This window comes from Micromonospora sp. NPDC000663 (assembly GCF_042898105.1).
Lineage (GTDB): Bacteria > Actinomycetota > Actinomycetes > Mycobacteriales > Micromonosporaceae > Micromonospora.
This window is the reverse complement of sequence record NZ_JBIAYR010000002.1, coordinates 215,215-238,666: the sequence shown is the minus strand read 5'-3', so window position 1 is coordinate 238,666 and position 23,452 is coordinate 215,215. Positions and strand designations below refer to the sequence as shown.

General features: G+C 72.8%; 25 protein-coding genes and 2 pseudogenes. 9 read left to right on the top strand and 18 right to left on the bottom strand.

Annotated features, from left to right (window positions below; all coding sequences use genetic code 11):
• Nucleotides 1-83: 83 nt before the first annotated feature.
• From gvpJ (ACFY1S_RS09755) to ACFY1S_RS09680, 16 genes and pseudogenes are all read right to left on the bottom strand, one after another.
• Nucleotides 84-236 (bottom strand): annotated as a pseudogene (gene gvpJ / locus ACFY1S_RS09755) (gas vesicle protein GvpJ); the annotation flags it as partial.
• Nucleotides 237-285: 49 nt separating this feature from the next.
• The gene (locus ACFY1S_RS09750) at nucleotides 286-615 is read right to left on the bottom strand and encodes a gas vesicle protein (RefSeq protein WP_387114947.1); all 330 of its coding nucleotides are present in this window, start codon (nucleotides 613-615) and stop codon (nucleotides 286-288) included.
• On the bottom strand, nucleotides 584-904 hold the full coding sequence (locus ACFY1S_RS09745; protein ID WP_364372743.1) for a gas vesicle protein GvpG: 321 nt from the start codon (nucleotides 902-904) through the stop codon (nucleotides 584-586). Before ACFY1S_RS09745 ends, ACFY1S_RS09750 begins: the two co-directional genes overlap by 32 nt.
• 3 nt (nucleotides 905-907) lie before the next feature.
• The gene (locus ACFY1S_RS09740; protein WP_387114944.1) at nucleotides 908-1,663 is read right to left on the bottom strand and encodes a GvpL/GvpF family gas vesicle protein; all 756 of its coding nucleotides are present in this window, start codon (nucleotides 1,661-1,663) and stop codon (nucleotides 908-910) included.
• A gap of 136 nt (nucleotides 1,664-1,799) precedes the next feature.
• A pseudogene (gvpJ, locus tag ACFY1S_RS09735) lies at nucleotides 1,800-2,003 on the bottom strand (gas vesicle protein GvpJ); the annotation flags it as partial.
• Between the two features lie 5 nt (nucleotides 2,004-2,008).
• Entirely contained in the window at nucleotides 2,009-3,160 is a 1,152-nt protein-coding gene (locus tag ACFY1S_RS09730) for an SRPBCC family protein (RefSeq protein ID WP_387114942.1), read from the bottom strand.
• A 2-nt stretch (nucleotides 3,161-3,162) separates the two neighbouring features.
• The gene (locus ACFY1S_RS09725) at nucleotides 3,163-3,630 is read right to left on the bottom strand and encodes a hypothetical protein (protein WP_387114939.1); all 468 of its coding nucleotides are present in this window, start codon (nucleotides 3,628-3,630) and stop codon (nucleotides 3,163-3,165) included.
• A 279-nt stretch (nucleotides 3,631-3,909) separates the two neighbouring features.
• Nucleotides 3,910-4,419 (bottom strand): GNAT family N-acetyltransferase, encoded by a 510-nt coding sequence (locus tag ACFY1S_RS09720; protein WP_387114936.1) that lies wholly within the window; start codon nucleotides 4,417-4,419, stop codon nucleotides 3,910-3,912.
• Nucleotides 4,420-4,560: 141 nt separating this feature from the next.
• A complete protein-coding gene (locus ACFY1S_RS09715) occupies nucleotides 4,561-5,445 on the bottom strand; it encodes a hypothetical protein (RefSeq protein ID WP_387114933.1) in 885 nt (294 codons plus the stop codon).
• Entirely contained in the window at nucleotides 5,414-6,067 is a 654-nt protein-coding gene (locus tag ACFY1S_RS09710; protein WP_387114930.1) for a DUF3618 domain-containing protein, read from the bottom strand. The genes ACFY1S_RS09715 and ACFY1S_RS09710 overlap by 32 nt, the downstream gene beginning before the upstream one ends.
• Before the next feature lie 22 nt (nucleotides 6,068-6,089).
• The gene (locus ACFY1S_RS09705) at nucleotides 6,090-6,485 is read right to left on the bottom strand and encodes a phage holin family protein (RefSeq protein ID WP_364372723.1); all 396 of its coding nucleotides are present in this window, start codon (nucleotides 6,483-6,485) and stop codon (nucleotides 6,090-6,092) included.
• Nucleotides 6,482-7,120 (bottom strand): hypothetical protein, encoded by a 639-nt coding sequence (locus ACFY1S_RS09700; protein WP_387114926.1) that lies wholly within the window; start codon nucleotides 7,118-7,120, stop codon nucleotides 6,482-6,484. The genes ACFY1S_RS09705 and ACFY1S_RS09700 overlap by 4 nt, the downstream gene beginning before the upstream one ends.
• A gap of 153 nt (nucleotides 7,121-7,273) precedes the next feature.
• The gene (locus ACFY1S_RS09695) at nucleotides 7,274-7,684 is read right to left on the bottom strand and encodes a DUF3263 domain-containing protein (protein WP_387114923.1); all 411 of its coding nucleotides are present in this window, start codon (nucleotides 7,682-7,684) and stop codon (nucleotides 7,274-7,276) included.
• A gap of 107 nt (nucleotides 7,685-7,791) precedes the next feature.
• A complete protein-coding gene (locus tag ACFY1S_RS09690; RefSeq protein WP_387114920.1) occupies nucleotides 7,792-8,808 on the bottom strand; it encodes an ABC transporter permease subunit in 1,017 nt (338 codons plus the stop codon).
• The gene (locus tag ACFY1S_RS09685; RefSeq protein ID WP_387114917.1) at nucleotides 8,805-9,815 is read right to left on the bottom strand and encodes an ABC transporter ATP-binding protein; all 1,011 of its coding nucleotides are present in this window, start codon (nucleotides 9,813-9,815) and stop codon (nucleotides 8,805-8,807) included. Before ACFY1S_RS09685 ends, ACFY1S_RS09690 begins: the two co-directional genes overlap by 4 nt.
• 120 nt (nucleotides 9,816-9,935) lie before the next feature.
• Nucleotides 9,936-10,721 (bottom strand): DeoR/GlpR family DNA-binding transcription regulator, encoded by a 786-nt coding sequence (locus ACFY1S_RS09680; protein ID WP_387114913.1) that lies wholly within the window; start codon nucleotides 10,719-10,721, stop codon nucleotides 9,936-9,938.
• Nucleotides 10,722-10,920: 199 nt separating this feature from the next.
• Between ACFY1S_RS09680 and ACFY1S_RS09675 the strand changes: the two genes are divergently transcribed.
• Genes ACFY1S_RS09675 through nagA form a run of 3 tightly spaced genes read left to right on the top strand, consistent with a single transcriptional unit; the run spans nucleotide 10,921 to nucleotide 13,983 of the window.
• Nucleotides 10,921-11,850 carry an SIS domain-containing protein gene (locus ACFY1S_RS09675; protein ID WP_387114910.1) on the top strand — a complete coding sequence of 310 codons (930 nt, stop codon included), beginning with the start codon at nucleotides 10,921-10,923 and terminating at the stop codon, nucleotides 11,848-11,850.
• Nucleotides 11,851-11,905: 55 nt separating this feature from the next.
• A complete protein-coding gene (locus ACFY1S_RS09670) occupies nucleotides 11,906-12,877 on the top strand; it encodes an ROK family protein (protein ID WP_387114907.1) in 972 nt (323 codons plus the stop codon).
• Nucleotides 12,874-13,983, top strand: coding sequence for an N-acetylglucosamine-6-phosphate deacetylase (gene nagA, locus ACFY1S_RS09665; protein ID WP_387114904.1), 1,110 nt, complete (start codon nucleotides 12,874-12,876; stop codon nucleotides 13,981-13,983). The genes ACFY1S_RS09670 and nagA overlap by 4 nt, the downstream gene beginning before the upstream one ends.
• Before the next feature lie 25 nt (nucleotides 13,984-14,008).
• Here the strand turns inward: nagA and ACFY1S_RS09660 are convergent, their stop codons facing one another.
• Nucleotides 14,009-15,232 (bottom strand): DUF4032 domain-containing protein, encoded by a 1,224-nt coding sequence (locus tag ACFY1S_RS09660; protein ID WP_387114901.1) that lies wholly within the window; start codon nucleotides 15,230-15,232, stop codon nucleotides 14,009-14,011.
• A 119-nt stretch (nucleotides 15,233-15,351) separates the two neighbouring features.
• Between ACFY1S_RS09660 and ACFY1S_RS09655 the strand changes: the two genes are divergently transcribed.
• Together ACFY1S_RS09655 and ACFY1S_RS09650 are read left to right on the top strand one after the other, a co-directional pair.
• Nucleotides 15,352-16,089, top strand: coding sequence for a phosphatase PAP2 family protein (locus tag ACFY1S_RS09655; protein ID WP_387115995.1), 738 nt, complete (start codon nucleotides 15,352-15,354; stop codon nucleotides 16,087-16,089).
• Nucleotides 16,090-16,098: 9 nt separating this feature from the next.
• Nucleotides 16,099-17,334 (top strand): APC family permease, encoded by a 1,236-nt coding sequence (locus ACFY1S_RS09650; RefSeq protein WP_387114898.1) that lies wholly within the window; start codon nucleotides 16,099-16,101, stop codon nucleotides 17,332-17,334.
• Nucleotides 17,335-17,385: 51 nt separating this feature from the next.
• Here ACFY1S_RS09650 and ACFY1S_RS09645 read toward each other — a convergent pair whose 3' ends face one another.
• Complete coding sequence (locus ACFY1S_RS09645) at nucleotides 17,386-19,335, bottom strand: potassium channel family protein (RefSeq protein ID WP_387114895.1); 1,950 nt, start codon at nucleotides 19,333-19,335, stop codon at nucleotides 17,386-17,388.
• Between the two features lie 94 nt (nucleotides 19,336-19,429).
• On the opposite strand from ACFY1S_RS09645, the gene ACFY1S_RS09640 reads away from it, so the two are divergent.
• From ACFY1S_RS09640 to ACFY1S_RS09625, 4 genes are all read left to right on the top strand, one after another.
• Nucleotides 19,430-19,912, top strand: a complete 483-nt coding sequence (locus ACFY1S_RS09640; RefSeq protein ID WP_387114892.1) for an MSMEG_6728 family protein — start codon at nucleotides 19,430-19,432, stop codon at nucleotides 19,910-19,912.
• 32 nt (nucleotides 19,913-19,944) lie between these two features.
• Complete coding sequence (locus ACFY1S_RS09635) at nucleotides 19,945-21,498, top strand: FAD-dependent oxidoreductase (protein WP_387114889.1); 1,554 nt, start codon at nucleotides 19,945-19,947, stop codon at nucleotides 21,496-21,498.
• Between the two features lie 66 nt (nucleotides 21,499-21,564).
• Complete coding sequence (locus tag ACFY1S_RS09630) at nucleotides 21,565-22,779, top strand: hypothetical protein (protein WP_364372674.1); 1,215 nt, start codon at nucleotides 21,565-21,567, stop codon at nucleotides 22,777-22,779.
• Between the two features lie 212 nt (nucleotides 22,780-22,991).
• Nucleotides 22,992-23,435: an HNH endonuclease gene (locus ACFY1S_RS09625; protein ID WP_387114886.1), complete on the top strand. Its 444-nt coding sequence runs from the start codon at nucleotides 22,992-22,994 to the stop codon at nucleotides 23,433-23,435.
• Nucleotides 23,436-23,452 lie beyond the last annotated feature (17 nt).

The window sequence follows — 23,452 nt, the reverse complement described above, 5'->3', positions numbered from 1 at the left end:
CGCGGACCCGGCTCGACCGGGGGCCGGGCGCGGGAGCTGAGCCACGGGTCGTGCTCCCACCAGTCGATGCCGATCTGGCGTGCCGTGTCGACCGACGCGATGACCAGCCGCAGCTTCAGCGTCAGAAGCTCGATGTCGAGCAGGCTGACCCGGATGTCGCCGGCGATGACGATGCCCCGGTCGAGCACCCGCTCCAGGATGTCGCCCAGGTTCGCCGGCTCGTGGCCGGCGGGCAGGACCTGGCCGGAGTTCTGCACCACAGGCGGTGGCTGCGCAGCGGTCATCTCAGCCCACCTCACCCTTCCCGCGCTGGTAGCGCCGCACCCGCCGATAGCCGAGCAGGCTCCCCTCGATGTCCAACTCCACCTCGTACAGGCCGAGCAGGTCGATCGAGGTGGGGATCCGGCGCGCCTCCACGACCTCCACCCCGACCAGCCAGCCGTCCTCGGTGGCCTCCAGGGACGTGGTGACGGACGGCTCGCGGCCGGTCAGCTCGACCAGTTGTCGCAGCCCCGCCCGGGCCGCCTCGGCCGCCGACACCGGCTCCACGTACTCGTCGTCGGTGTAGCCCTCGGCGGCCGGGTCACGTCGCCGGGCCCGGGCGTCGTCGGTCATGGCGCACTCCCTTCTCGCGTGCGGGGCCGCGCCGAGCCGGACCCGACCTGGCACCCGGCCGGGCCGTAACCCCGGTCAGCCGGTCCAGCACCCGCTGCTCGGCCCTGTCGCGTTCCTCCGCGCTGAGCTCACCGGCCGCGACGGCGGCGTCCAGTTCCTCCAGCTCGCGGCGGACGTTCACCGGGTTCCGCTGCCGCGCCTCGGCCTCCCGGGCCACCACTCCGACCACCGCGGTCAGCCCGCGCACCGGCGCGTACGGCAGGGTCAGCAGCGCCCACAGCAGGTCCACCGGTCAGCCCGCCAACTGGTGGGCGCCGACGAAGTCGTACGGGGCGAGCGGCCCGAGCAGACGCAGCCGCAGCAGACCCCTGCGGTCCTGCGCGTACTCCTCCAGCGCGTCCACCAGCGCAGCCTCGCGGTCGGTGTCCACCAGCAGGGCCGCGTGGGCCGCGTCCATCTCGTGGCTGGGCGGACGCAGTTGCGTGGAGACGACGAACTCGGCGGTGACGTCGAGCAGCCGGCGGTTCTCCGCCTCGCGGCGCAGCTCCACCGCCTGGCTGATCAACTCCCCGAGCCGGATCCGTGGCTCCCGGGTGGCCGCCTCGGCGCGACCACGCACCTGCTCGGCGAGGCGGGCGGCCGCCGGATTCTCGTCGAGGATGCCGCGCAGCAACGCCCGCTCGTCGAACCGACCCTGCACGACGTACTGCACCCGACCCTCGAACTCGGCAAGCGCGGCGGCGAACCGGTCGTGGTGCGGTCGCAGCAGGTCGAGCACCGCGTCCGGGCCGGTGACCACCGTGCCGAACCGCACAGGCAGCACCGGCGCCTCCGCCGCCGTTCCGTCCAGCAGGTCCTGGTACGCCCGCAGGTCCGTCGACCGGCCGAGCGGCGCGTCCAGCGGCACCGGGCTGACCAGGGCGGCGACGTCTCCGTGCCGGATCACCGTCACCTCGCCGGGCGGGTCGCCGACCCCGGCGGCGTCGGGCGTCGCCTCCACGTCGGCCGGCACCAGCCCGTAGACGAACAGTCCCGTCTCGTCGGCCATCTCACTTCCTTCCCAGGTCCCGCGCATTGCCGGTGGCGCCTCCGACCGGGTCGGTGACGTCCCGCACCGCGCCGGTGACACCGCCGAGCAGGCCGGCCAGCCCTTCGCCCTCCTCCGGGGCGATGTCCAACCGGTCGACGGCCTCGGCGAACCGCAGGTAGGTCTCGATGCTCGCCACCACGACCCGGGCGTCGATCTCCACCAGGGGGATACCGACGACCCCTACGGTCGCCTGCGCGTCGATCACCACGCCCTTGTCGAGCACGGTCTCCACCACGTCGGCGAGGCGGCCGGCGGAACCCACCCGTTCGAGGGCTCCGCCGACGGCGTCCTCGGGCACCAGGGTCACTCGTCCTCCTCCCGGCGGCGGCGTACCACGGGTCGGCGGGGCGGCTCCGGGCCACGTCGGACGGGCGGCCGGGGCCGCTGCGGCTCCTCGCGCGGCTGGGCGCGCCGGGCCCGGTCGGGCACCCGGCGGCGGGGTGGCGGCGGAGGCTCCTCGTCCGGCTCGTCCGCGTACCCCTCGTCGTAGTCGTCCTCGTACGCGTCGTACTCCTCGTCGTACTCCGGCTCGACCGGCCGCCGGGGCGGCCGCTGGCGTGGTCGCCCGCCCGGCCGGCGCCGCGACTCCGCCTCCTCCTCCAGACCCTGCTCCCGCTCCTCGCGCAGGCCGGTGTCGTGGTCCTTGACCACCTGCGAGTCGCGGATCTCGCCGCGCCAGCCCTCGACCTGGTCCGGGTCGAGGGCCACCTCGGTCATCACGTGCCTGACGAAGTGCTTCAACTCCAGCCGCACCCGCCGGCCCTGGGCACGCCACAGGTTGCCGGTGTGCTCGAAGAGACCCTGCGGGTGGTACTCCAGCACCACGAGGATGCGGGTCAGGTCCGGGGTGATCTCGTGGAAGCTGACGGTGCCGTCGACAGAGCCCTTCTCGCCCTTGGACCGCCAGTGGATGAGCTTGTCCGGTACCTGGCGGACGATTGTCGACTCCCACGTCCGGTGCGACCAGAAGACCTGCGCCTTCCAGGTCATCTTCTCGTCCGAGTCGTTCTCGGCCTGCTCGACCTTCTTCATGAAGCTCGGGAAGTCCCCGAACTGCGTCCACTGGTTGTACGCGGCCCGCACCGGTACGCCGACCTCGATCGTCTCGACGATGTTGGTGACCTTCTTCTTGCCGCCGCCCTTGCCGCCCTTACCGCCCGCGCGGCCGAGAGCCGCCATCACCTTCTCCTTACCGCCGGCCACGCCGGCATGCACCATCGCCTTCATGGGCGAGCCGCCCTCGGCCAACTTCTGCGCTCCTGTGGCGGCGGCGATCAGGCCGGGACCGCCGCCCTGACGCGCGTACTCGCTGAGACGGCCTGTCGCGCCGGTGATCCGCTCGGTCACCACGCTCATCGCGCGGTCACCTATCGCCCCGGCCAGGTTGCGCACCTCGTCGACCAGTTGGCCGCGCAGCTTGTCACCGAGCCCGCCCGGGCTGTTCTGGGCCGCCATGGTCACCGCCCCCGCCGCTGCGCGGCTGCGGCGTCGCCACGATCGTTGGGCGCGCCGCTGTCGCCGTCCGTACCCGCACCACCGGCGTCGGCACCGCTCCGGCCGCCCGTGCCGTTCTTGGTGTTCCCGCCGCCCTGGTCGTCCCCGTCGTTCTGGCCGCCGGAGCGGCGGCGCACGGCGTCCGCGGAGCCGCGCAACTTCCCGGTGAGCGCGTCGACACCACTGCCGGCGGCGGCGGTAGCGGCTGCCCGACCGGCGTTGACCAGCGGAGCTCCGAGCCGGCTCAGGTTGCCCAGTTGGGGCGACGACTGGAGTGCGTCGGTGCCCCGCTTCAGCAGGCCGCCGGGGTGCTTGCTCGCCCGGCCGGCGGCGACCGCCGCGGCCAGGGTGAGCGCCGTACGCAGTTTGCGGCGGCGGCCCAGCAGGTAGCCGAAGCCCACCGCCAGCCCGATTCGTGTTCCGGCCTTCATCAGGTCTCCCCTCGCTCCCCGGTGAGTCCGGACGTCTGCCCGGTGAGGGCCGGAGAAGGGCTTACGGGGAACAGCGCGAACCGTGCCCCCGATCAGACGTCCCGCATCTGCGGACCCGGCCGGCAGTACCCGGCGGGATTGCTCCGAAACCGCTACGGCAATTTCGGTCGACGATGGGAGAAGCGCATTCGGAAAGGCGGCACCGGATAGCCCAAACCGGACGCCAGCACGGTCACGAGCAGGGACAACGTAAGGGATGGCGAAACGCAGAGGAGCGACTCAGAAAGCGGGAGGGGTCGAATCCAGGCATATTTCGGCGCGTACCTTGCCGCCGCTCTCACGCAATTTCGCACCGCATTTTTCGAGTACGGAGACCGCGCCGACGTTGTCCGGGGTCGTCTCGGCCACCACGGCCCGCATCCCGGCCCCGGCGGCGGCGTTCAGCAACTCGCGCAGGGCAGCGGGACCGATCCCCTGACCCCGAGCCGAGCGTCCGAGCCACATGCCGGTCTCCACAGTGCCCGGCTCGTCACAGCGCGTCATCCGGATCATGCCGACGACCTCACCACCGACGAGGATCGCGTACATCTGGGAGCCGGTCGGGCCGTCCAGTCCACCGAAACTCGCCCTGTGGAACTCGCGGAACGCCTCCCGACGGGCCAGCGACCAACCGGCGGGAGCCTCCACCGGGGGCATCACGTCATCCGGCTCGGCCTCGGCAGCCGCTACGGAGAGCAACGGCTCCAGGTTCCGCTCGTCCACCGGCTCCAGCCGGACCGCACCCGCCACGTGCCGCAGTCTGCCGGCCTCATCGGCCGAAGTCCACCCCATTGGACATCCACTGGCGGTCCGGTCAGCGGTACCGGCCGGTCGGGCGGCGTGGGTGTTTCTCCTCACGCTCCGCTGTCACCCGTCGGGGTGACGGCTGGCTCAGAACTCGCAGAACACCACCGAGGCGTCGTCGGTGGCCTTGTGCCGCCGCAGCCGGTCGGGGTGGTCGCGTTCCGCGGCGCGGACCCGGTCGAGCAGCGCGCCCGGACCGTCGGCGCTCAGCAGGTCGAGCAGACCCGTCCAGTCGGTCAGGCCGAACTGCTCGACAGCGCTCGACGCGCCGTCGCTGAGCAGGGCCGCCCGGCGCACCGCCCCGGGACCGTGTCGGGGCACCGAGCCGGTCACCGCGTGGAACGCCGCGTCGGGGTCGGCCGCCGCCACCCAGTAGCCGTGCGTACGGTTCATCCGTTCGCGCTGGACCCCCACCGCGTGCCGGAACCGGGTCACCGGGTCGACGGGGCCGGCCGGCACCGTCGCGACCGTACGGCGCAGCTCCGCCATCGCCGTCTCCAGCCGGTCGTCGGTCACCACGCTCACCCGCCCGCCGGCGTCCAGCACCAGCGGACTGTCGCAGAGCACCAGGTAGTCGACCTGGTCGCCGCAGTCCCGAAGCAGGCACACGGTGCTCGACGGGGTGCCGGGATGATCAAGGTCGCACTGGCCGGCGTGGTCGGCCCGCACGGCCAGGATGGCCGCGGCCAGATTGCTGGTCAGCCGGGCGGCGGGCCGGGCCGCCTCGGCCACACCGATCCGGGCGGCCAACTGCCGGACGTACCACTCGGGCCCGTGCACGCATCCGGTGTCGAACCCTTCCGGCACCGTCGCGCCGTCCAGCACACCCACAAGCGGCCCGAACCGGAAGACCAGGTCCTCGTTGACTGCCCGGCCCGGGGCCGGCGCGGACGCGGAGCGTACCCGCATCACCGACGCCGGCCCCGTCGCGCCGGTCGGGTCAGCGCTGCCGGAGGTCGTCGGCGGCCGCATGCGCCTCCCCCTGCACCTGGCCGGCGGCCGAGCGACCCTGATCGCGTACCGCGGACACCCCCTGCTGGGCGGTGGACCGCACCGACTGGGCCGCCTGCTGCGCCGGCTCCCGCAGGTTGTCCTGGACCTGGTGGCCGACCTGGCTCACCTGCTGGCGAAGCTCGTCGGAGTGCTCACTGACCATGGTGCGGGCCTGGCCGGCGAGCTGCCGTTCCCGCCCGCTCGGCGGGATCAGCGAGGCGGCCAGCAGACCGACGCCGAAGGCGACCAGGCCAGCGGCGAGCGGGTTGCCCTGGGCCTGCTCACGGGACTGCTGTCCGAGCGAGCGCGCCTCGTCCCGCACCGAGCCCATCGCTTCCCGGGACTGGTGCCCGAGCGATCGGGTCTCGTCGCGAACCGAGCCGACCATGTGCGACATCCGCTGGCTGGCCTCGTGCCCCATGTGACTCGAGCTGCCCATCACCTTCTCCTTCGCTCGGGTGAACGCACCCCGGGCCTGCCCGACGCGGTCACCGGCGATGCGACGCGGATTGACCTTGTCGGTCAGTGCGTCTACGTCACTGCTCAACTCGTTGCGGGTGGTCTCGATCTCCCGCCGGATCCGATCCGGATCACTGGACATGATCTGTTCCCTCCCGACTCGTTCACCGGCCCCGCAGGGCGTCCGGCACTTCCCGGGCCGTCTGTTTCGTCCGGGGGAGAACCGCACGTGCCCGCTTGAGCTGGGTACGGGCGTTGACGAAGAGCCCCCCGGCGACGACGGCCCAGATGATCGCGACGATCAGCGCCGCCCACCCCTGGTCCATCGTGTTGGACAGCCCCCACCACACGGCGTACGACACGAAGAGCACCGCCAGGAACCCGGCAACTCCGGCACCGCCGAACATGCCGCCAGCCTTGCCGGCCTGACTGACCTCCTCGCGGAGCTCGGCCTTGGCCAGCTCGACCTCCTTGCGCATAAGAGTGGAGACGTCCCTGGTCACTTCGCCCAGCAGCTCGCCTACCGAGGCCTGGGCCCGCTCCTTCTCCGGCGCGCTCACGGTGCCACCCCACCGGGCAGATCCGGCCCGGGCCGGCCGGCCGGCGAGACGTTCTGCGCCCGCGCCGTCCCGACGTACGGCTGCTGACCGGTGTCCGCTGAAGCGCCAGGCGGTGCCGGTCGAGCACCGGCGCCCGCGCTCCCGATCCCACCGTTGCCGGAGGCCGACCCGGTCAGACCCTTGGTGAGCCGCCCGACCAGCAGTCCGGCGACGGCCGCACCCACCAGGAACGTCCCCGGATGGCGGCGCGCGTACGTGCGTACCTCGTCGAGAACCTCGCCGGGTTCGCGTTCGTCGAGCCAGCCGGCGGCCTGCTGGGCGGCGTCGCCCACCCGGCGTACCGCCTGGCCGGCCAGCCCGGAATCGCCGTCCCGTTCCGCCATCGACCCCAGCTCACGGCCGAGATCCCGCAGACCCTCGGCGGCCCGTTTCTGCTGGGTCTGCGCCTGTTCGCGCAGTTGCCCAGTGGCCTGACCGGTCAGTTGCTGTGCCTGTCGCCGCGCCTCGGCGGCCACTTCTCCGCCCTGCGCGGCGGCGGTTTGGGCCATCTGACCGCCGGCCTGCGCCGCCTGGTGGCCGACTCGGGAGGCCTCCTGCCGGGCCTGCTGCCCGCGTCCGCTCTGATTTGTCGTCATGCTCCGCTCCCCTCCTGGGTGCTCGGTCGCCTGGCGACCCCGGAACGCCTCCCGCCTACCCGCCTGGCCGGACGCCATGCGGTGGGACCGGCAGGCCTCGGGAGTGAAGACCGGCACCGGAGGCGCAACGGGACGAACGGGCGGCGTCCGCCGTCAGCGGCGGCGGTTGCGGGCGCGCGACGAGCGGAGCCGGCGGAGCCGACCGATCAGCACCGGGTCGGCGGCGAGCGCGGCGGGGTTGTCCAGCAGCCCGTTGAGCAGTTGGTAGTACCGGGTCGAGGAGACCCCGAAGGTGTCCCGCACGGCCTGCTCCTTCGCGCCGGCGTGCCGCCACCACTGCTGCTCGAAGGCAAGGATCGCCAGTTCCCGCTCGGTCAGCCCCGGTGCCGGCTCGACGGGCTCGGCGGGGGTCGGCTCGTCGGTGGCGTCGACCGGCCGCGCCTGCTCGTCGGAGGTTTCGATGGGCGGCGCCGGTCGGGGTGTCGGAACGGTCGGCCCGGTGCCGGCGACGTCTGCCGGACGAGCGTCGGTGGACGGCTCGGGGGCGGTGGCGTCGGCGGACATTCGCTCAGCCTAGCCAGGGAGGACCCCTGTCGCAGCAGCCGGCGCGGCGTCCACTGACGCACGACGAAGGCCCCCGAAGAGAGCCGGGGGCCTTCGTAGCCGATCGGTCAGGAGATGTCGCGCCGACGCATGGCCCAGAGGGCGGCGCCGAGGATCACCACCACACCTATCGAGAACAGCACTGACGACTGCTGCCAGGTGATGTCCATCGTCTCCGGTTTGCACTCGCCGTAGTACGTCGCGTTGCAGGAGTCCCAGTTCTGCAGGGTGACCGTCTTCGTCATCCAGGCCAGCGCGTACGTGGGCAGCAGCCACGCCTCGGCGAACTTCACGCTCGCCATCGACAGCAGGATGCCCAGACCGAACTGGCCGACCACCATCAGGGCCACGACGCCACCCAGGGCCATCGCGGTGTGCCGGCCCAGTGAGGCAAGCGCGAACCCGATGGTGGTGAGCACGAGCACGAGTGCCACACCGCGCAGCCCGGTCAGGACGAACGACTGCCAGGCCCCCGAGGTCATCTTCTCGGTGCTGCCCCGGAAGGTGGCGACCGCCCAGAACCCCGCGAACCAGAGCACCGCGGCGGGCAGCGTCACCGCCAGGATGCCGGTGAGCAGCGCGGCCAGCTTGGTGAGCAGCACGGTGAGCCGCTTGGGCCGCCAGAGCAGCAGGTTCATCATGCCGCCGGTGCTCCACTCGGCACCCACGAAGGACGCGCCGACCACGAACCCGACGAGCGCGAGAATCGCGGCGAACGGGACAAGCGTCTCGTCGAACGTCTTCCGGAAATCGAACGTCGACGGCAGGAACCACTCCGCCTCGATCTGGTCCCGGGGCGGTGCCGTGATCATCGAGCAGTCGTCGGGGTAGCGGCCGTCGCTCGCCGTGCCGGCCTTCTTGGCCTGCTCGCACGCCGAGCGTTCCTGCTCGCTCCAGCGCACCTGCTCCTGGTACTGCTGCTCGGCCTGACGTTCGGCCCTGGCGAGCTGGTCGGCGCCGATCTTCTGGTTGGTGAAGAAGACGCCGACCACCACCGCGGCCAGCACCAGCAGGCCGAGCAGCGTCATGTAGCGGGTGAAGCGCCGCTTGGTGAGCCGGCGCAGCTCGGTACGAAAGAGGCTCACGCGCCCCACCCTCCCGCGGTGGCACCGGGCTGACCCGTCCCACCGACCTTCGTGGACTCGTCGACCTGCCGGTGCTGGCCGGGTACCGGTGCGGTGGCGGTCAGTTCGAGGAAGACGCTCTCCAGGTCGACGGCGATCGGAGCGAGCTCGCTGACGTAGAGGTTCTGCTCGGCGAGCAGTCGCGTCACCGAGGCCGGCTTGTCGACGCCGGCCAGCATCAGGTGGTCGGGGTGACCGGTGACCCGGATCCCCGCCCGGGTGAGCGCCTCGGTGGCCGCCGGCAGGTCGCTGACGGCCTCCAGCCGGACGCGTACCGCGCCGGAGGAGTGCTGGGCGAGCACCTGGTCGACCGGGCCGAAGGCGACCCGTCGGCCCAGCGAGATGATGGTGACCGAGTCGCAGATCAGCTGGATCTCGCCGAGGATGTGGCTGGACAGCACCACTGTCATCCCCGATTCGGCGAGGGTCCGCATCAGCGTGCGCATCTCCCGGATGCCGCCCGGGTCGAGGCCGTTGGCCGGCTCGTCGAGGATGAGCAGCTTCGGGTTCTTCAGCAGGGCGGAGGCGACGGCGAGCCGCTGCTTCATGCCCAGCGAGTACGTCTTGACCCGCTCGCCGGCCCGGTCGCGCAGTCCGACGAGTTCCAGCACCTCGTCGACCCGGGCGGGGGGCACCTCGCCTGCTCCGGCCAGCAGGGACAGCGTGTCCCGTGCCGAGAAGTGCGGGAAGAACTGCGGGCTCTCCACGATCGCGCCGACCTGGCCGGCGACGGTGGGTAGCGCGTCGGGCACGTCGTGCCCGAGCAGGGTCATCCGGCCGCCGTCGGGCCGGATGAGGCCGAGCAGCGTACGCAGCGTGGTGGTCTTCCCGGACCCGTTGGGGCCCAGGAAGCCGTGCACCTGCCCTGCGTCGACCCGCATGTCGAAGCCGTCGAGCGCGTTGCGGGTGCCGCGTCGACGACTCTTGTACGTCTTACGTAGACCTTCGATCTCCAGGACAGCTGGCAAGCTGCACCTCCCCCGATGGTGGGCGTGACAGCCGACACCATACGCGGTATGCAGCCGCGCGCAATACCGGGTATGCATCGACGCGCCGTACGAGCTGTCAGATAGACGGAGAGTGATCGTTCAGGCGCAGACGACCTGCACGCCGGCGGCCCGGAACGCCTCCACCACCTCGGGCGCGGCACCGCTGTCGGTCACCAGCGTCTCCACCCGCTCCACGGGGCAGATCCGGGCGAAGGCGTGACCGCCCAGCTTGGACGAGTCCGCGATGATCACGACCCGTTTGGCGCGGGCCACCATCAGGTTGTTCATCGCCGCCTCCCCCTCGTGGTGGGCTGCGGCGCCGAGCTGCGGGTCGATCGCGTCCACGCCGAGCAGCGCGATGTCCAGGGTGACCTCGCGCAGCAGTGCCCCGCCCAGCGGGCCGACGAGTTCGAACGACTTGGGACGCACCACCCCGCCGGCCACCACCACCTTCATCCGGGACCGGACCAGCAGCTCGTTGGCGATGTTCAGCGCGTTGGTCACCACGGTGAGCTGGGCACCTTCGGCGCTGGTGTTCAGATCCGGGCGGACGGCCAGTGCGCGGGCCACCTCCGTGCTCGTGGTGCCGCCGTTCAGGCCGACCACAGTGCCCGGCGTGACGAGCGAGGCGGCGGCGGCACCGATCCGCTGCTTCTCGGCCGAGTGCTTGGCTGTCTTGTAGCGCAGCGGCAGGTCGTAGGAGACGCCGTTCGCGACCGCGCCGCCCCGGGTCCGCGTGATCATCTGCTGCTGGGCGAGCTGGTCGAAGTCGCGCCGGATGGTGGCCTGGGAGACGTCCAGCCGCTCGGCTGCCGCCTCGACGCTGACCCGGCCGTTGTCGGTGAGCATCTCCAGCAGGGCGTTCCATCTGGCGTACCGGTCCACCGCGGGGGCCCTCCAGAGACTGCACGGACGGTGATTGATTGCGTGCACACTAGTGCGCGAAACTGGGCTGGCGCAAAAGACCGGCCTGCGCGATCGGCTTGTCGGTTGCCACGGGCACCCGCTTTCGCGCAGAATAACGCGCGAAATGCGGGTGTTACGAGCCGTATCGCGCATTGATCGGCCCTGCGAGGAGTTTCCCATGGCGTACGTGGACGCGGAGATCGCGAGCCAACCCGACTGCTGGCGGGAGGCCGCCGAACTGGCCGGCGTGGTGCGCGGTGACCTGCCGCGCCCCGGCGAGCGGGTCGCCGTCGTCGGTTGCGGCACGTCGTGGTTCATGGCTATGGCGTACGCGGCCCGCCGCGAACAGGCCGGCCATGGTGAGACCGACGCGTTCCAGGCGTCCGAGTTCCCGGCCGGCCGCCACTACGACCGACTGATCGCCATCACCCGCTCGGGCACCACCACCGAGGTGCTGGAGCTGCTGGCAGCGCTGCGCGGGCGTACGCCCACCACAGTCATCGTCGGCGACCCGGCGTCCCCGGCCGTCGATCTGGCCGCCGCCACGGTGACCATGCCCTTCGCCGACGAGCGGTCGGTGGTGCAGACCCGCTTCGCCACCACCGCGTTGGCGCTGCTGCGGGCACACCTCGGCGACCCGGTGACGGCGCTCGCCGCCGACGCCGAGGTGGCCGTGCGCTCGCCGCTGCCGATCGACCCGGCCACCATCGGGCAGGCGACCTTCCTCGGTCGGGGGTGGACGATCGGCCTGGCGCAGGAAGCCGCTCTGAAGTGCCGCGAGGCGGCCACGTTCTGGGCCGAGGCATACCCGGCGATGGACTACCGACACGGCCCCATCTCGATCGGCGCGCCCGGCCGGCTCGTCTGGGCATTCGGCGAACTGCCCGACGGGCTGCCCGAGGACGTTGCCGCCACCGGAGCGGCCTTCGTGCACAGCCGCACGCACGGCTGGCGCACGGTGCTGGGCAGCTGGTCCGCCGGTCGGACCCCTGTCGACCCGATGGCCGACCTGATCCTCGCCCAGCGCTTCGCGGTCGCGCTCGCGACCAGCCGGGGCCTCGACCCGGACGCGCCCCGGCACCTGTCCCGCTCGGTGGTGCTGGCGTGAGCGTGAGGACCGAGCCGGGCTTGCGAACCCCGCACTCGCGCACCGGGATCGCGCCGTGAGCGACGGCGACGCCCCGGGCGTCGACCGGGTGGTCGTCGCGCTGGACGTCGGCGGCACGGGCATGAAGTGCGCCCTGGTCCGCCCGGACGGCGCGGCGATACACACCGAACGGCATCCCACCGACGCGGCGCGCGGCCCGGCCGCCGTGATCGGGACCATCCTGGATGTCGCCGAGGGGCTGGCCGACAAGGCCCGCGCCGGTGGGCTGGCCCCGGTCGCGGTGGGCATCGCCGTACCCGGGGTGGTGGACGAGGCGCGCGGGGTCGCGGTCTGGTCGGCGAACGTGGGCTTCCGGGACGTACCGCTGCGGGACCTGGCGGCGGCGCGGCTCGGCCTGCCCACGGCGCTCGGCCACGACGTGCGCGTCGGTGGTCTCGCCGAAGCGCGGCTCGGCGCCGGGCGCGGCACCGGGCATGTGCTGTTCGTGGCCATCGGCACCGGCATCGCCGCCGCGCACGTCGTCGACGGTGTCGCCGCGCTGGGTGCGCACGGCGCCGCCGGGGAGATCGGCCACATCATGGTCCGGCCGGACGGCCCACGGTGCGGCTGCGGCCGGCCGGGCTGCCTGGAGGCGGTGGCCTCGGCCTCCGCCGTGGGCCGCCGCTACGCCGAACTGGCCGGTGGGTCCACCGACGGGGCGGTGACCGCGGCCCAGGTTGCCGAGCGTGCCGGCGCCGGCGAACCGCTCGCCGGTCGGGTCTGGCAGGAGGCCGTCGAGGCGCTCGCCGACGGCCTGGCCACCGGGCAGGCGTTGTTCGACGTGGCGACGATCGTGCTCGGCGGTGGCCTGGCCCAGGCCGGGGACGGTCTGCTCGACCCCCTGCGGACGGCGCTGCACGAACGGATGACCTTCCACCGGGAGCCGCGCCTGGTCGCGGCGGCCCTCGGCGACGAGGCCGGTTGCCTCGGTGCCGCCCTGCTCGCCCTGGACGCCATGGGTGTCCGTGACCATCAGGAGAGACGATGACCGTACGGGTGAACGGCCGAGTGGTGACCCCGACGGGTGTCATCAGGCAGGGCTGCGTCGAGTGGGACGGTGACCGGATCACCGCTGTGGCCGAATACCCGTCGGTGCGGGACGGGCACTGGATCGTGCCCGGCTTCGTCGACATGCACACGCACGGCGGCGGCGGGCACACGTTCACCACGGGGGACGCCGACGAGGCCCGGGCGGCTGCCGACTTCCACCTGGCGCACGGCACCACCACGCTGCTGGCCAGCCTGGTGAGTGCGCCCTTCTCGCTGATGCGCGCGGCCACCGAGGCGTTCGCCCCACTTGTCGACGAGGGTGTGCTTGCGGGAGTCCACTTCGAGGGGCCGTACCTGTCGGCCGCCCGCTGCGGGGCACAGAACCCGGAGTTTCTGCGCGACCCGTCCACCGACGAGCTGACCGAGCTGATCGAGCTGGGCCGGGGCGCCGTCCGGATGGTCACCCTCGCCCCCGAGCGCGACGGTGCACTGGAGGCCATCAAGCTGCTCACCGCCCAGCGGGTGGTGGCCGCCGTGGGGCACACCGACGCGACGTACGAGCAGACCCGGGCCGCCGTCGCCGCGGGCGCCAGCGTCGCCACCCACCTGTTCAACGGCATGCGGCCGGTGCACCACCGCGAACCGGGACCGGTGGTGGCGCTGCTCGACGCGCCCACCGTGATCTGCGAACTCGTCGCCGACGGGGTGCACCTGCACGACGGGATGTTGACGTTCGTGACCGCGACCGCCGGCCCGGACCGGGCCGCGCTGATCACCGACGCGATGGCCGCCGCCGGAATGGCCGACGGCGAGTACGAACTGGGTGGCCAGACCGTCACCGTGACCGACGGGGTGGCGCGGCTGGCCCGCGACGGCGCGATCGCCGGCAGCACCCTCACCATGGACGCCGCGCTGCGCCACGCCGTGGAGACCGGGATCCCGATCGCCGACGCCGCCCGGATGGTGGCCACCACCCCGGCCCGGGCCATCGGCCTGGGTGACCGGGTCGGGGCCCTCCAGGTGGGCCTGCGCGCCGACCTGGTGGTGCTGGACGACGACCTGAACGTGGTGCGCGTGCTGCGCGCGGGCTCCTGGGTGGAGTGACGCCAGACCGGCGCGGCGGCTGCGGTCAGCTCAGGCTCGGGACCTCGACACCGAGGATGGCCTGCTCGTCGGGACGGTGCACGAGAACGTCGGTCAGGTAGGACTGGACGGCGTGGCGCATACCCACGTCCCGGCCGGCGCGCTCGGAGAGCAGCCACTTGTGCTCGATGATCTGCGCGAACAGCTCCTGCGGCTCCAGCTTGCGGCGCAGGTGAGCGGGCACCGCCCGGACCACCGGCTCGAAGACCTCGGTGAGCCAGCGGTGCGCTGCCTGCTGCTCGTCGGTCAGGTCGCTCTCCGCCCGGTAGGCGTCCAGGTCGTTGAGCAGCTTGCGGGCCTGGTTCTCCTCGGCGTCCAGGCCGGTCAGCCGCAGGAGCCGCCTGGTGTGGTAGCCGGCGTCGACGACCTTCGGCCGGACCAGGTAGCGCCCGCCCTCGATTGTCGACATGGCCACCTCGGCCACGTCGAAGCCCAGCTCGTTGAGGCGACGGATCCGGCCCTCGATGTCGTGCCGGGCCTCGCGCTCGACTGCCTGCTCGTAGGTGATCTCGTGCCACAGCCGCTCGTAGCGCTGCACGACCTCCTCGCAGACCACCTCCGGATCGATGGACTCGTGCAGCAGGCCGGCGGCCTGGAGGTCCAACGCCTCACCGAAGATGTTCACCCGGGCGATCTCCAGGTCCTCACCGCGCTGCCCGTTGGAGAGCGAGTTGTGCAGGGCACCCGTCTCCGCGTCCACCAGGTAGGCGGCGAAGGCGCCCGCGTCCCGGCGGAACAGCGTGTTCGACAGCGAACAGTCGCCCCAGAAGAAACCGGTGAGGTGCATCCGCACGATCAGGGCGGCGAGCGCGTCGAGCAGCCGGCTCATCGTCTCCGGACGCAGGGTGTGCGAGAAGAGCGCCCGGTACGGCAGCGAGAACTGGAGGTGCCGGGTGATCAGCACCGATTCGAGGGGTTCGCCGTCCTCGGTCTGCCGGTCGGCGACGACCGCCACGGCCTCCACCGACGGGAAGTCGATCCGCTCCAGCGCCCGCAGCAGGTCGTACTCCCGCTCGGCGATCCGCTCGCGGGTCTCCTTGAAGGCGTACACGTAGTCGCCCAACCGGACGAACCGGACGATGTGCCGGGAGATGCCCTGCGGCAGCGCGACCAGATGCTGGGCAGGCCACTCCTCCAGCGGTGTCGACCAGGGCAGGTCGAGCAGCGCCGGGTCCACGAGAGCAGACGTGATCCGCACGGGCACAAGCATGACGCCTCGCCCCCGCCTCCGCCTCACATCGTGGCTCGGCCCACAGCGCCGAACACCCCGGCCTCGCAGGGGGCCGGTAGCGTGGTCGCGTGCTCAAAACCACTGGGGTACGTCGTGAGCTGCGGTTGCGTCCCGTCCGACCGGCCGGCTGGTGGTTCGACGCGCTGCTGCTGGCCGGATTGGTCGGGCTGACCGTCGCGCTCGCCGCCGACCAGCTCTTCGGGTTGGATCGGGCGGTCGCCGACTGGGCCGACGAGCACCGGCCGACCGCCGCGTACTGGGTGGCCCGGGTGCTGAACTTCCTCGGTCAGGGCACCCCGCTGACCCTGATCGGCGTCGGGCTGGGCGTTCTGCTGGCCGTTCGGCTGCGGTCGGTGCGGCCCATCCTGCTGCCGGTGGTCGGGTTCGTGATCACCACCTTCACGATCGGTCCGCTCAAGGTCTGGACCGCGCGGGCGGCGCCGAGCGCAAGCGTCAAGGAGCCGTTCCTGACGCCCGAGCAGACGCTGCCGCTGTTCCACGACGACCTGCCGGTCCGATTCGCCCAGTCCTACCCGTCGGGGCACGTCGCCAACGCCATCGTCTGGTACGGCGTCATCGCGCTGCTGCTCGCCCCGCTCGCACGCAGCTTCGGCCGGCAACTCCCGGCCCTGCTGGTCACGGTGATCCGGGTGGTGCCGCCGCTCGTCGTCCTCACCACCACCACCTACCTGGGCTGGCACTGGCTCACCGACTCGGTGGCCGGGCTGCTGCTGGGCCTGCTCCTGGACCGACTGCTGCACCGGGTGCCCTGGGACGATCTGCCGCTCCCCGGCCGGCTACGCCAATGGGACCGGCCGTTCACCTCGTACCCCTAGGTTTGGCCTGTGGATCAACTGGCACGGCGGCTGGGCGTACCCGATGCGGTTGTCATCGGGTTGGGGTCGATGCTCGGTGCGGGCGTCTTCGTGGTCTTCGGGCCCGCCGCGGCGGCGGCCGGCGGCGCCGGCCTGCTGCCGGCGCTGGTGCTCGCCGGGTTCATCGCCTTCTGCAACGCGACAAGCTCGGCGCGGCTGGCGGCGCGCTACCCGGAGTCCGGCGGCACCTACGTCTACGGTCGGGAACGCCTCGGGCCGTTCGCCGGTTTCCTGGCCGGTTGGGGGTTCGTGGTCGGCAAGACGGCGAGCTGCGCGGCGATGGCGTTGACGATCGGGGCGTACCTGTGGCCGGGGCAGGCCCGACTCGTCGCCGTCGTCGCGGTGCTCGCGGTGACAGCCGTGAACCTGCGCGGCATCGGTAAGACGGCCGCCGCCACGAAGGTGCTTGTCGCGTTGGTGCTCGCGGTGCTGGCCCTGGTCGCGGTCGTCGGCGTGGCGGGCGGGCCGGTGCACCTGGATCGGCTGACCGACGCCGGCGGCTCGGCGCGGGGAGTGCTCACCGCCGCCGGGCTGCTGTTCTTCGCGTTCGCCGGGTACGCGCGGATCGCCACACTCGGCGAGGAGGTGCGCGACCCGCAGCGGACCATCCCCCGGGCCGTGCCACTGGCGCTCGGTACGGTGCTCGCGATCTACCTGGTGCTGGCCATGGTCACGCTCGGCGTGCTCGGCGCCGACCGGCTGGCCGACTCCGCCGCGCCCCTCGTCGACGTGGTGACCGCCGCCGGGCTGCCCGGCCTGGCCTGGGTGGTCCGCGCCGGAGCCACCATCGCCGTCGTCGGCGTGCTGCTCTCCCTGGTCGCCGGGGTCGGCCGGACCACCCTCGCGATGGCCCGCCGCCGCGACCTGCCAGGCGCGCTGGCCGCCGTGCACGAGGTGCACCAGGTGCCGCACCGCGCCGAACTGGCCGTGGCCGCCGTGGTGATCGTGGTGGTGCTGCTCGGCGACGTACGCGGCGCGATCGGTTTCTCCAGCTGCACGGTGCTCGTCTACTACGCGATCACCAACGCGGCTGCGCTCACCCTGGGCCGCGACCCGGACCGGCGGTTGCCGGTCCGGGTGCTCGCCGTTCTCGGGCTGACCGGGTGCCTGCTGCTCGCGGTCAACCTGCCGCTGGGCAGCGTGCTCGCCGGCTTCGGCGTGCTCGCGCTCGGCGCCGCCTGGTACGCCCTCCGAACACACCGCTGATCGCCGTCGTTCACGCATGCGTCTTGGCGCTGCCCCAACCGGTGCCGCTGCTCACCCCGCCTCGCCGGGCCCGTCGGATTGGCGGATCACCTCGACCTCGTCCGTCGCGCGGCCGTTCGTCACCGGCGCCGCGCCGGCCACGGGTGGCGCCGACACAGGATGCGCCGGGGAAGCGGCGACGGGTAACTCGACCGAGGGGGGCGTCGAATGCTGTTCCCCGCCGGGCCGGGGAACCGGGCCGGGACCGGCGGGCGGCGCGCAGTGCCTGGTCAACCAGTCCAGGCCGCGGCGGCGGGCGACCACGGTGAGCCGGTCACCCGCGAAGATCACCTGTCGGGGGTCGAGGTCCTTCCACCAGATCGTCCTCGCCCCGCCGGCCGGGGTACGGGCGATCAACCGGACCTGCCCGTCCCGGTTGACCGTGCCCAGTGCCCGGCCGTCGAGGTCGGAGCCCGCGGCGACCGGCACCTCGGCGACCGGCAGCGCGTGCCTGTCGACCGGGATCGTGGTGATCACCGCGCGTTCCGTGAGCGCGCCTGTGAACGCCGGAGCAGCCAGGTAGGAGACGGATCGGGACACGCCGAGGGCGAAGGTCTCCTCGACCCGCTCGGCGAAGTCGCCGTCGAAGAGCCGCAGCACCACCCGCAGGTCGTCGCGGAGATCCCGGGCGGCAAGCGCCGCTTCCAGGTTGGCGACGTCGTCGGTGGACGCCACCACCAGCGCCTGGCAGTCGGCCACCGAGGCGGCGGCCAGGGTCTCCGGCAGCGCCGCGTCACCGACGATGAGCGGCACCTCCAACTGCCGGGCCAGCGCGCCGCCACGCGGCTCCGGATTCTTGTCGATCGCCACCACCTCGACGTCGTACCCGCGCAGTTGCGCCATCACCCGCGTGCCGACGTTGCCCAGGCCGATCACCACGACGTGGCCCACCTGCGCGGGCTGCAACCGCCCGGTGTGCAGGGCCAGCCGCGCGTTGACGATGCCGTCCACCACGACGGCGGTGATCAGCGGGATCAGCGCCAGCCCGGCCAGGTTGAGGACCACCTGCATGACCTGCGCGCTTGCGGTCTTCCCGGTGTCCGGGTCGGCACCGCTGAGGGTCGTGACGAGCGTCAGGTAGAGGGCCTCGGCGGGGGAGACACCCTCGGCCCGGGAGATCAGCGCGCCGAGCACCGCGATCACCGCGAGCACCAGCATCACCGCGATGCCGATCTTGCGGGTGGCGAAGCCGCGTACCGCCCCCAGCACCACCGTGACCGGGCGGCGTCGCCGCCGGGCCCGGACCAGCCGGCGCGCCGCCACCTCGGTCCCCGGCGGCTGCCCGGTCGCCTCGGCCAGCACCAGGTCGGCGCCCGCCTGCTCGGCGGGCAGCAGGTCGACCCCCTGCTCGTCGCCGCCGTGGGCCAACGCGCAGACCACGTCCTGTGCACGCACGTCGGCCCGGCGGGCAACCCGGAACGTCTTGTCCCGATGTTGGAACGAACTCGGGTCGACCTCACCGAGCGCGGCGGCCACGAACGCCGGCGCCGCCATCTCCGCGTCGGACAGCACCTCGACAGGCGCCTTGAGCAGCTTGCGTACGCCGTCGGCCAGGGTGCCGTTGAACATCCGCAGCACCTGGCGGACCCGCTGGTCCACGGCCTGGGCGCAGAGCGCGGCGTGCAGGTTGCCCACGTCGTCCTGGTGCAGCAGGGCCAGCCCGGTCGCCCCGGCCAGCCCGGCGGCCTCGAACGTGGCCACGTCCAGCCGCTCGGAACGGACCACCCGCGCCCCGCGCAACCCCGCCACGTCCGGCCCGTTGCGCGGGTACCGCTCCGGCACCACGACCGTCACCCGGGCGCCGCCGGCCGGCAGCTCGGATTCGAGCAACGCCCGGGCCACGTAGTAGGCGAGCGCGTCCCTGCCGCAGATCACGTAGTGCGGTCGCGGATCACCGACGGGCCGCAGCCGCCAGTTCCACTCGACCGCCCGTCGCGCCCGGTCCCGCCACGGCTCCGCCATGCCCGGATCGTAGTCAGCACGATCACGGTGGGCGAGCCCGTCCGGATCATCCCCGCGAACGCATGTCGGCCCCGACGACGGGTAGAGCAGCGCCATGCAGACCTTCCTGCCGTACCCGGACTTCCTGGCCAGCGCCCGTGCGCTGGACCAGCGGCGGCTGGGCAAGCAGCGGGTGGAGGCCATCCAGGTGCTGCGCGGGCTCACCCGACCCGGGTACGGCTGGCGCAACCACCCGGCCGTGCAGATGTGGGCCGGGTACGAGGAGGCGCTCACCCGGTACGGCCTGGACATGTGTGCCGTCTGGACCGAACCGGGGCGTGCCGACACCTGCGCCACCACGATGACCGTCGACCTGGCCGCCGCGTGCGGCCCCGGCGTGGTGCGTACCCAGCAGGAGCTGGCTTCGGCCGGCGAGCTGCCGCCCTGGCTGGGCCGCGAGGACCTGCACCTGAGCCACCGCTCGTCGCTGGTCCGCAAGGACCCGACGCACTACCGGCCGATCTTCGGCGACGACGTGCCGGAGGACCTGGAGTACGTCTGGCCCGGCTCCGACCGCGCGCGCCGCTGCCTTCCGTAGGGGAGACTGGGGGCCCGACGACGGAGGTGCTCGTGGCGGTGTCGCAGATGGTGGGTCGGGTCATCGGCGTACGCCAGCATGAGGTGGACCCCGGCGGCGGTGGCGCGGACCGCGTGCCGCGACCGGTCACGGCGGTGGTGGTGGGTGGCGGCATCGCCGGCATCTCGGCGGCGGTGGTGCTCGCCGAACGGGGTGTGACGGTGACGGTGCTGGAGGCCGCGCCCACCCTGGGCGGCCGGTTGGGCGCCTGGCCGGAGGCGCTTGCCGACGGCAGCCAGCAGAACGAGCACGGCTTCCACGCGTTCTTCCGGCAGTACTACAACTGGCGGTCGATTCTCCGCCGGATCGACCCCGACCTGGGCTTCCTCAAGCCGATCCCGGGTTATCCGATCCTCAGTGAGCAGTGGCCGACGGAGGAGTTCGGCAAGTTGCCGCCCGCGCCGCCAGCGAACCTGCTCGCGCTGCTGCTGCGCAGTCCCAGCCTGCGCCTGGCCGACCTGCGACAGATGGACCGGGACGCCGCGCTGCCGCTGCTCACCTACGACCCGGTGCGCACGTACGCCGACCTGGACGACCGGACGGCTGACGAACTGCTGTCGTCGCTGCGGCTGCCGGACCGGGCACGCGCCATGCTGTTCGAGGTCTTCTCGCACTCGTTCTTCAACCACGAGGCGGAGATGTCGGCCGCCGAGATGGTCGCGCAGTTCCACTTCTACCTGCTCGGCAACCCGGAGGGGCTGGCGTTCGACTGCCCCGACGAGGATTATGCGACCGCGATCTGGGAGCCGCTGACCCGGCACGTGGAGAAGCACGGCGGCCGGGTCGTCACCGGCGCCGCCGCGACCGGGGTGCACCGCGACGCCGACGGCTGGCGGGTGACGACCACCGGCGGCGGCGACCATCAGGCCGGCCACGTCGTGCTGGCCGTCGACCCGCCCGCCCTCGCCGCGCTCGTCGCGGCCTCCCCCGATCTGGCCACGCACGCGCCGGAGCTGGTGGCGAGGATGCCCGCGTTCGGCACGCCCGGCCCTCCGTACGCGGTGGCGCGGTACTGGTGCGACGGGGACGTCGCCGCCGGTCGCGCGGTCTTCAACGGGGTGTCCCGCCAGCCCACCCTGGACTCGGTGACGCTCTACCACCGGTTGGAGAACGAGTCGCGGCGCTGGGCGCGGCAGACCGGTGGGTCGGTCATCGAGCTGCACGCGTACGCCTGCGAGCCCGACGTGCCGGCCGAGGAGCTGGCCGAACGGATGCGCCGCGAGCTGATCGCGCTCTGGCCGGAGGTCGCCGACCTGCGGGTCCGCGAGCTGCGGGCGCGGGTGGAGGCGCAGGCGCCGGCGTTCACGCCTGGCAGTCACGCCTGGCGACCGGGGGTGCGCACCGACGCACCAGGCCTCTACCTCGCCGGGGACGGCATCGGCACGGACTTCCCGAGCGCGTTGATGGAACGGTCCGCGGCGACGGGGATCCTGGCCGCGAACCACATCCTGCGCGCCGAGGGCGGCGCGGCCGAGCCGGTGCGCTCGATCCGGCCGCGGGGACTGCTCGCCGGGCGAGACAAGAGAAACCGACAAAACCCTCTATAAGCGACGGTACGCTGCCGTACGCTCGATTGATCATCTCTCGATCGACCGGGCGGGAGGGCAGCGGAGATGTCACCACTGCACCGTGCCGGTGCGGACAGCGGGCCGCTCACCGAGGAGGCCGGCCGCGACGACGCGTACCCGCTGATCCGTGACGAACGCGCCTGCGTCGTCACCGCCCTGCGGCTGGGCTGGTGGATGGCGGACGCGTACCACCACGCTCGCAACACCCAGCCCGCTGCGACCGTCGCACCCCGCCCACCGGCGAAGCTCTCCAACCTGACCGAGATGTCCCCGCCCCGGCGGATGCGGATGTACCTCGACGGGGTCGATGTCGCGCTGGCGCAGATCGCAGCGCTCACCCGGCACACCGGACCCCGCCCCGACACGGCAGGCGCCCGCGCCCGGCTGCCCGACCTGGACCGGCTGCCCGACCTGCGACCGCCCGACACCACCGACACCGAACCACTGCTGCTGGCCCTCGACGACCTCAACGTGGAGGTGCTCCGGTGGACGATGGCCACCAACCTGCGCGTCGGGCTCGCCTACCGGCTGGGACGGTCACTTGCCGACACGGTCCGGCCCGGCGACGCCACCGAACTGCTCCGGCGCTTCAACGGCCGACAGGTCCAGATCAGCCGCTGGCTGGACGAGCTGGCCACCGTGCTGCCGCCGTACTCGGCGGCGGTCGTCCGCCGCTCACTTGCCGAGTGGGCAGTCGCCGTGGAACGCGCCGGCCGGGGCGACCCGACCGAACCCGAGCCCGCCGAACTGAGCCGCGAGCTCCGCAACCAGGGTGACCTGTGGCGCGGCGTGCTCACCGGCGGTCTGCACCCGCGCGACCTTCTCGACGAGGAGGACTACGCGGTGGTCGCCAGGAACCTGATCATCCGGGACCGGCGGCTGGTGGCGCAGGCCGCCCGGGGGATCTTCTGGCCGGTGCTGGTGCCGCTGCTTGTGGTGCTCTTCGCAGTGGTCGCGGCGAGCGCCGCCGCCGCGGCCGGCTCACCGACAGCCAGGGCCACAGTCGCCCTGCTCGGCCTCGGCGCCGGCCTGGCCGCCATCTGGCGATCCGTCTCCGGACCGGCGATGTCGGTCGCCGGTGAGGTCAACCGGCCGCTGCTGGACAGCGAACTCACCGCACGGATGGCGCTGCGACTGGATCGCCCCCTGACCACCATCCGGCGTACGGCGGGGACCACCGCCCGCCGCCAGCGCCGCCCCGAGGAGCCCGAGAGCCGATCGAAATACGTTGCCCCCCTGTCCCGCCCGGACCTACCGTGATCGCGCAAGGTCAACCACCGCAGTGGGAGCAGCTCATGACGATGTCGCACGTCAACGCCGTGCCGTCGACGCTCCCTGCCGACGGTTGCCGAGCGGAAGGTCCCCGGGCGGGCCGGCCCGACTGACGCGTACCCGTACGCGCGAGCCGCCCCGTCCACCAGCCGGACCGGGCGGCTCTTCGCTGTCCGTCGCATCTGTCGAAAGGAGTCCCGGTGGACGCCGTCCTCGTCATCAACGCCGACCTCGGCCCGCTGCACCGGGTCACCGTCCAACACGCCGTCCGGATGCTCTGCCGACGGGTGGCCGAGATCCACGAGGCGGAGCCGGACCGGGTGATCGGAGTCTTCCCGATGCCCCGGGTCGTGCGGCTGGTCCGCTACGTAGTCACCAGGTGGCGGTTCAGCGCCGGACCGGCCTGGTCACGCGCCGGGGTGCTGCGCCGCGACGAGCGGTGTTGCGCGTACTGCGGCGGCCCGGCGTCGACGATCGACCACATCCTGCCCCGCTCGCGTGGCGGCCGGAACACCTGGCGTAACACCACCGCCGCCTGCTACGGCTGCAATCAGCGCAAGGGCGACCGGACACCGGCCGAGGCGGGCATGCCGCTGCGCCGGGAGCCGGTGAACCCGGGCTGGGCGGCGCTGGCCGGGCGGTGACGGAACGGGCCGGCGGG

Bases quoted from the DNA above. Each gene is read 5' to 3' on its own strand.
- ACFY1S_RS09750 (WP_387114947.1), bottom strand. From the start codon at position 615: ATGACCGACGACGCCCGGGCCCGGCGACGTGACCCGGCCGCCGAGGGC.
- ACFY1S_RS09740 (WP_387114944.1), bottom strand. From the start codon at position 1,663: ATGGCCGACGAGACGGGACTGTTCGTCTACGGGCTGGTGCCGGCCGAC.
- ACFY1S_RS09730 (WP_387114942.1), bottom strand. From the start codon at position 3,160: ATGGCGGCCCAGAACAGCCCGGGCGGGCTCGGTGACAAGCTGCGCGGC.
- ACFY1S_RS09725 (WP_387114939.1), bottom strand. From the start codon at position 3,630: ATGAAGGCCGGAACACGAATCGGGCTGGCGGTGGGCTTCGGCTACCTG.
- ACFY1S_RS09715 (WP_387114933.1), bottom strand. From the start codon at position 5,445: ATGCGGCCGCCGACGACCTCCGGCAGCGCTGACCCGACCGGCGCGACG.
- ACFY1S_RS09710 (WP_387114930.1), bottom strand. From the start codon at position 6,067: ATGTCCAGTGATCCGGATCGGATCCGGCGGGAGATCGAGACCACCCGC.
- ACFY1S_RS09700 (WP_387114926.1), bottom strand. From the start codon at position 7,120: ATGACGACAAATCAGAGCGGACGCGGGCAGCAGGCCCGGCAGGAGGCC.
- ACFY1S_RS09695 (WP_387114923.1), bottom strand. From the start codon at position 7,684: ATGTCCGCCGACGCCACCGCCCCCGAGCCGTCCACCGACGCTCGTCCG.
- ACFY1S_RS09675 (WP_387114910.1), top strand. From the start codon at position 10,921: ATGGCGTACGTGGACGCGGAGATCGCGAGCCAACCCGACTGCTGGCGG.
- nagA (WP_387114904.1), top strand. From the start codon at position 12,874: ATGACCGTACGGGTGAACGGCCGAGTGGTGACCCCGACGGGTGTCATC.
- ACFY1S_RS09660 (WP_387114901.1), bottom strand. From the start codon at position 15,232: ATGCTTGTGCCCGTGCGGATCACGTCTGCTCTCGTGGACCCGGCGCTG.
- ACFY1S_RS09645 (WP_387114895.1), bottom strand. From the start codon at position 19,335: ATGGCGGAGCCGTGGCGGGACCGGGCGCGACGGGCGGTCGAGTGGAAC.
- ACFY1S_RS09640 (WP_387114892.1), top strand. From the start codon at position 19,430: ATGCAGACCTTCCTGCCGTACCCGGACTTCCTGGCCAGCGCCCGTGCG.
- ACFY1S_RS09630 (WP_364372674.1), top strand. From the start codon at position 21,565: ATGTCACCACTGCACCGTGCCGGTGCGGACAGCGGGCCGCTCACCGAG.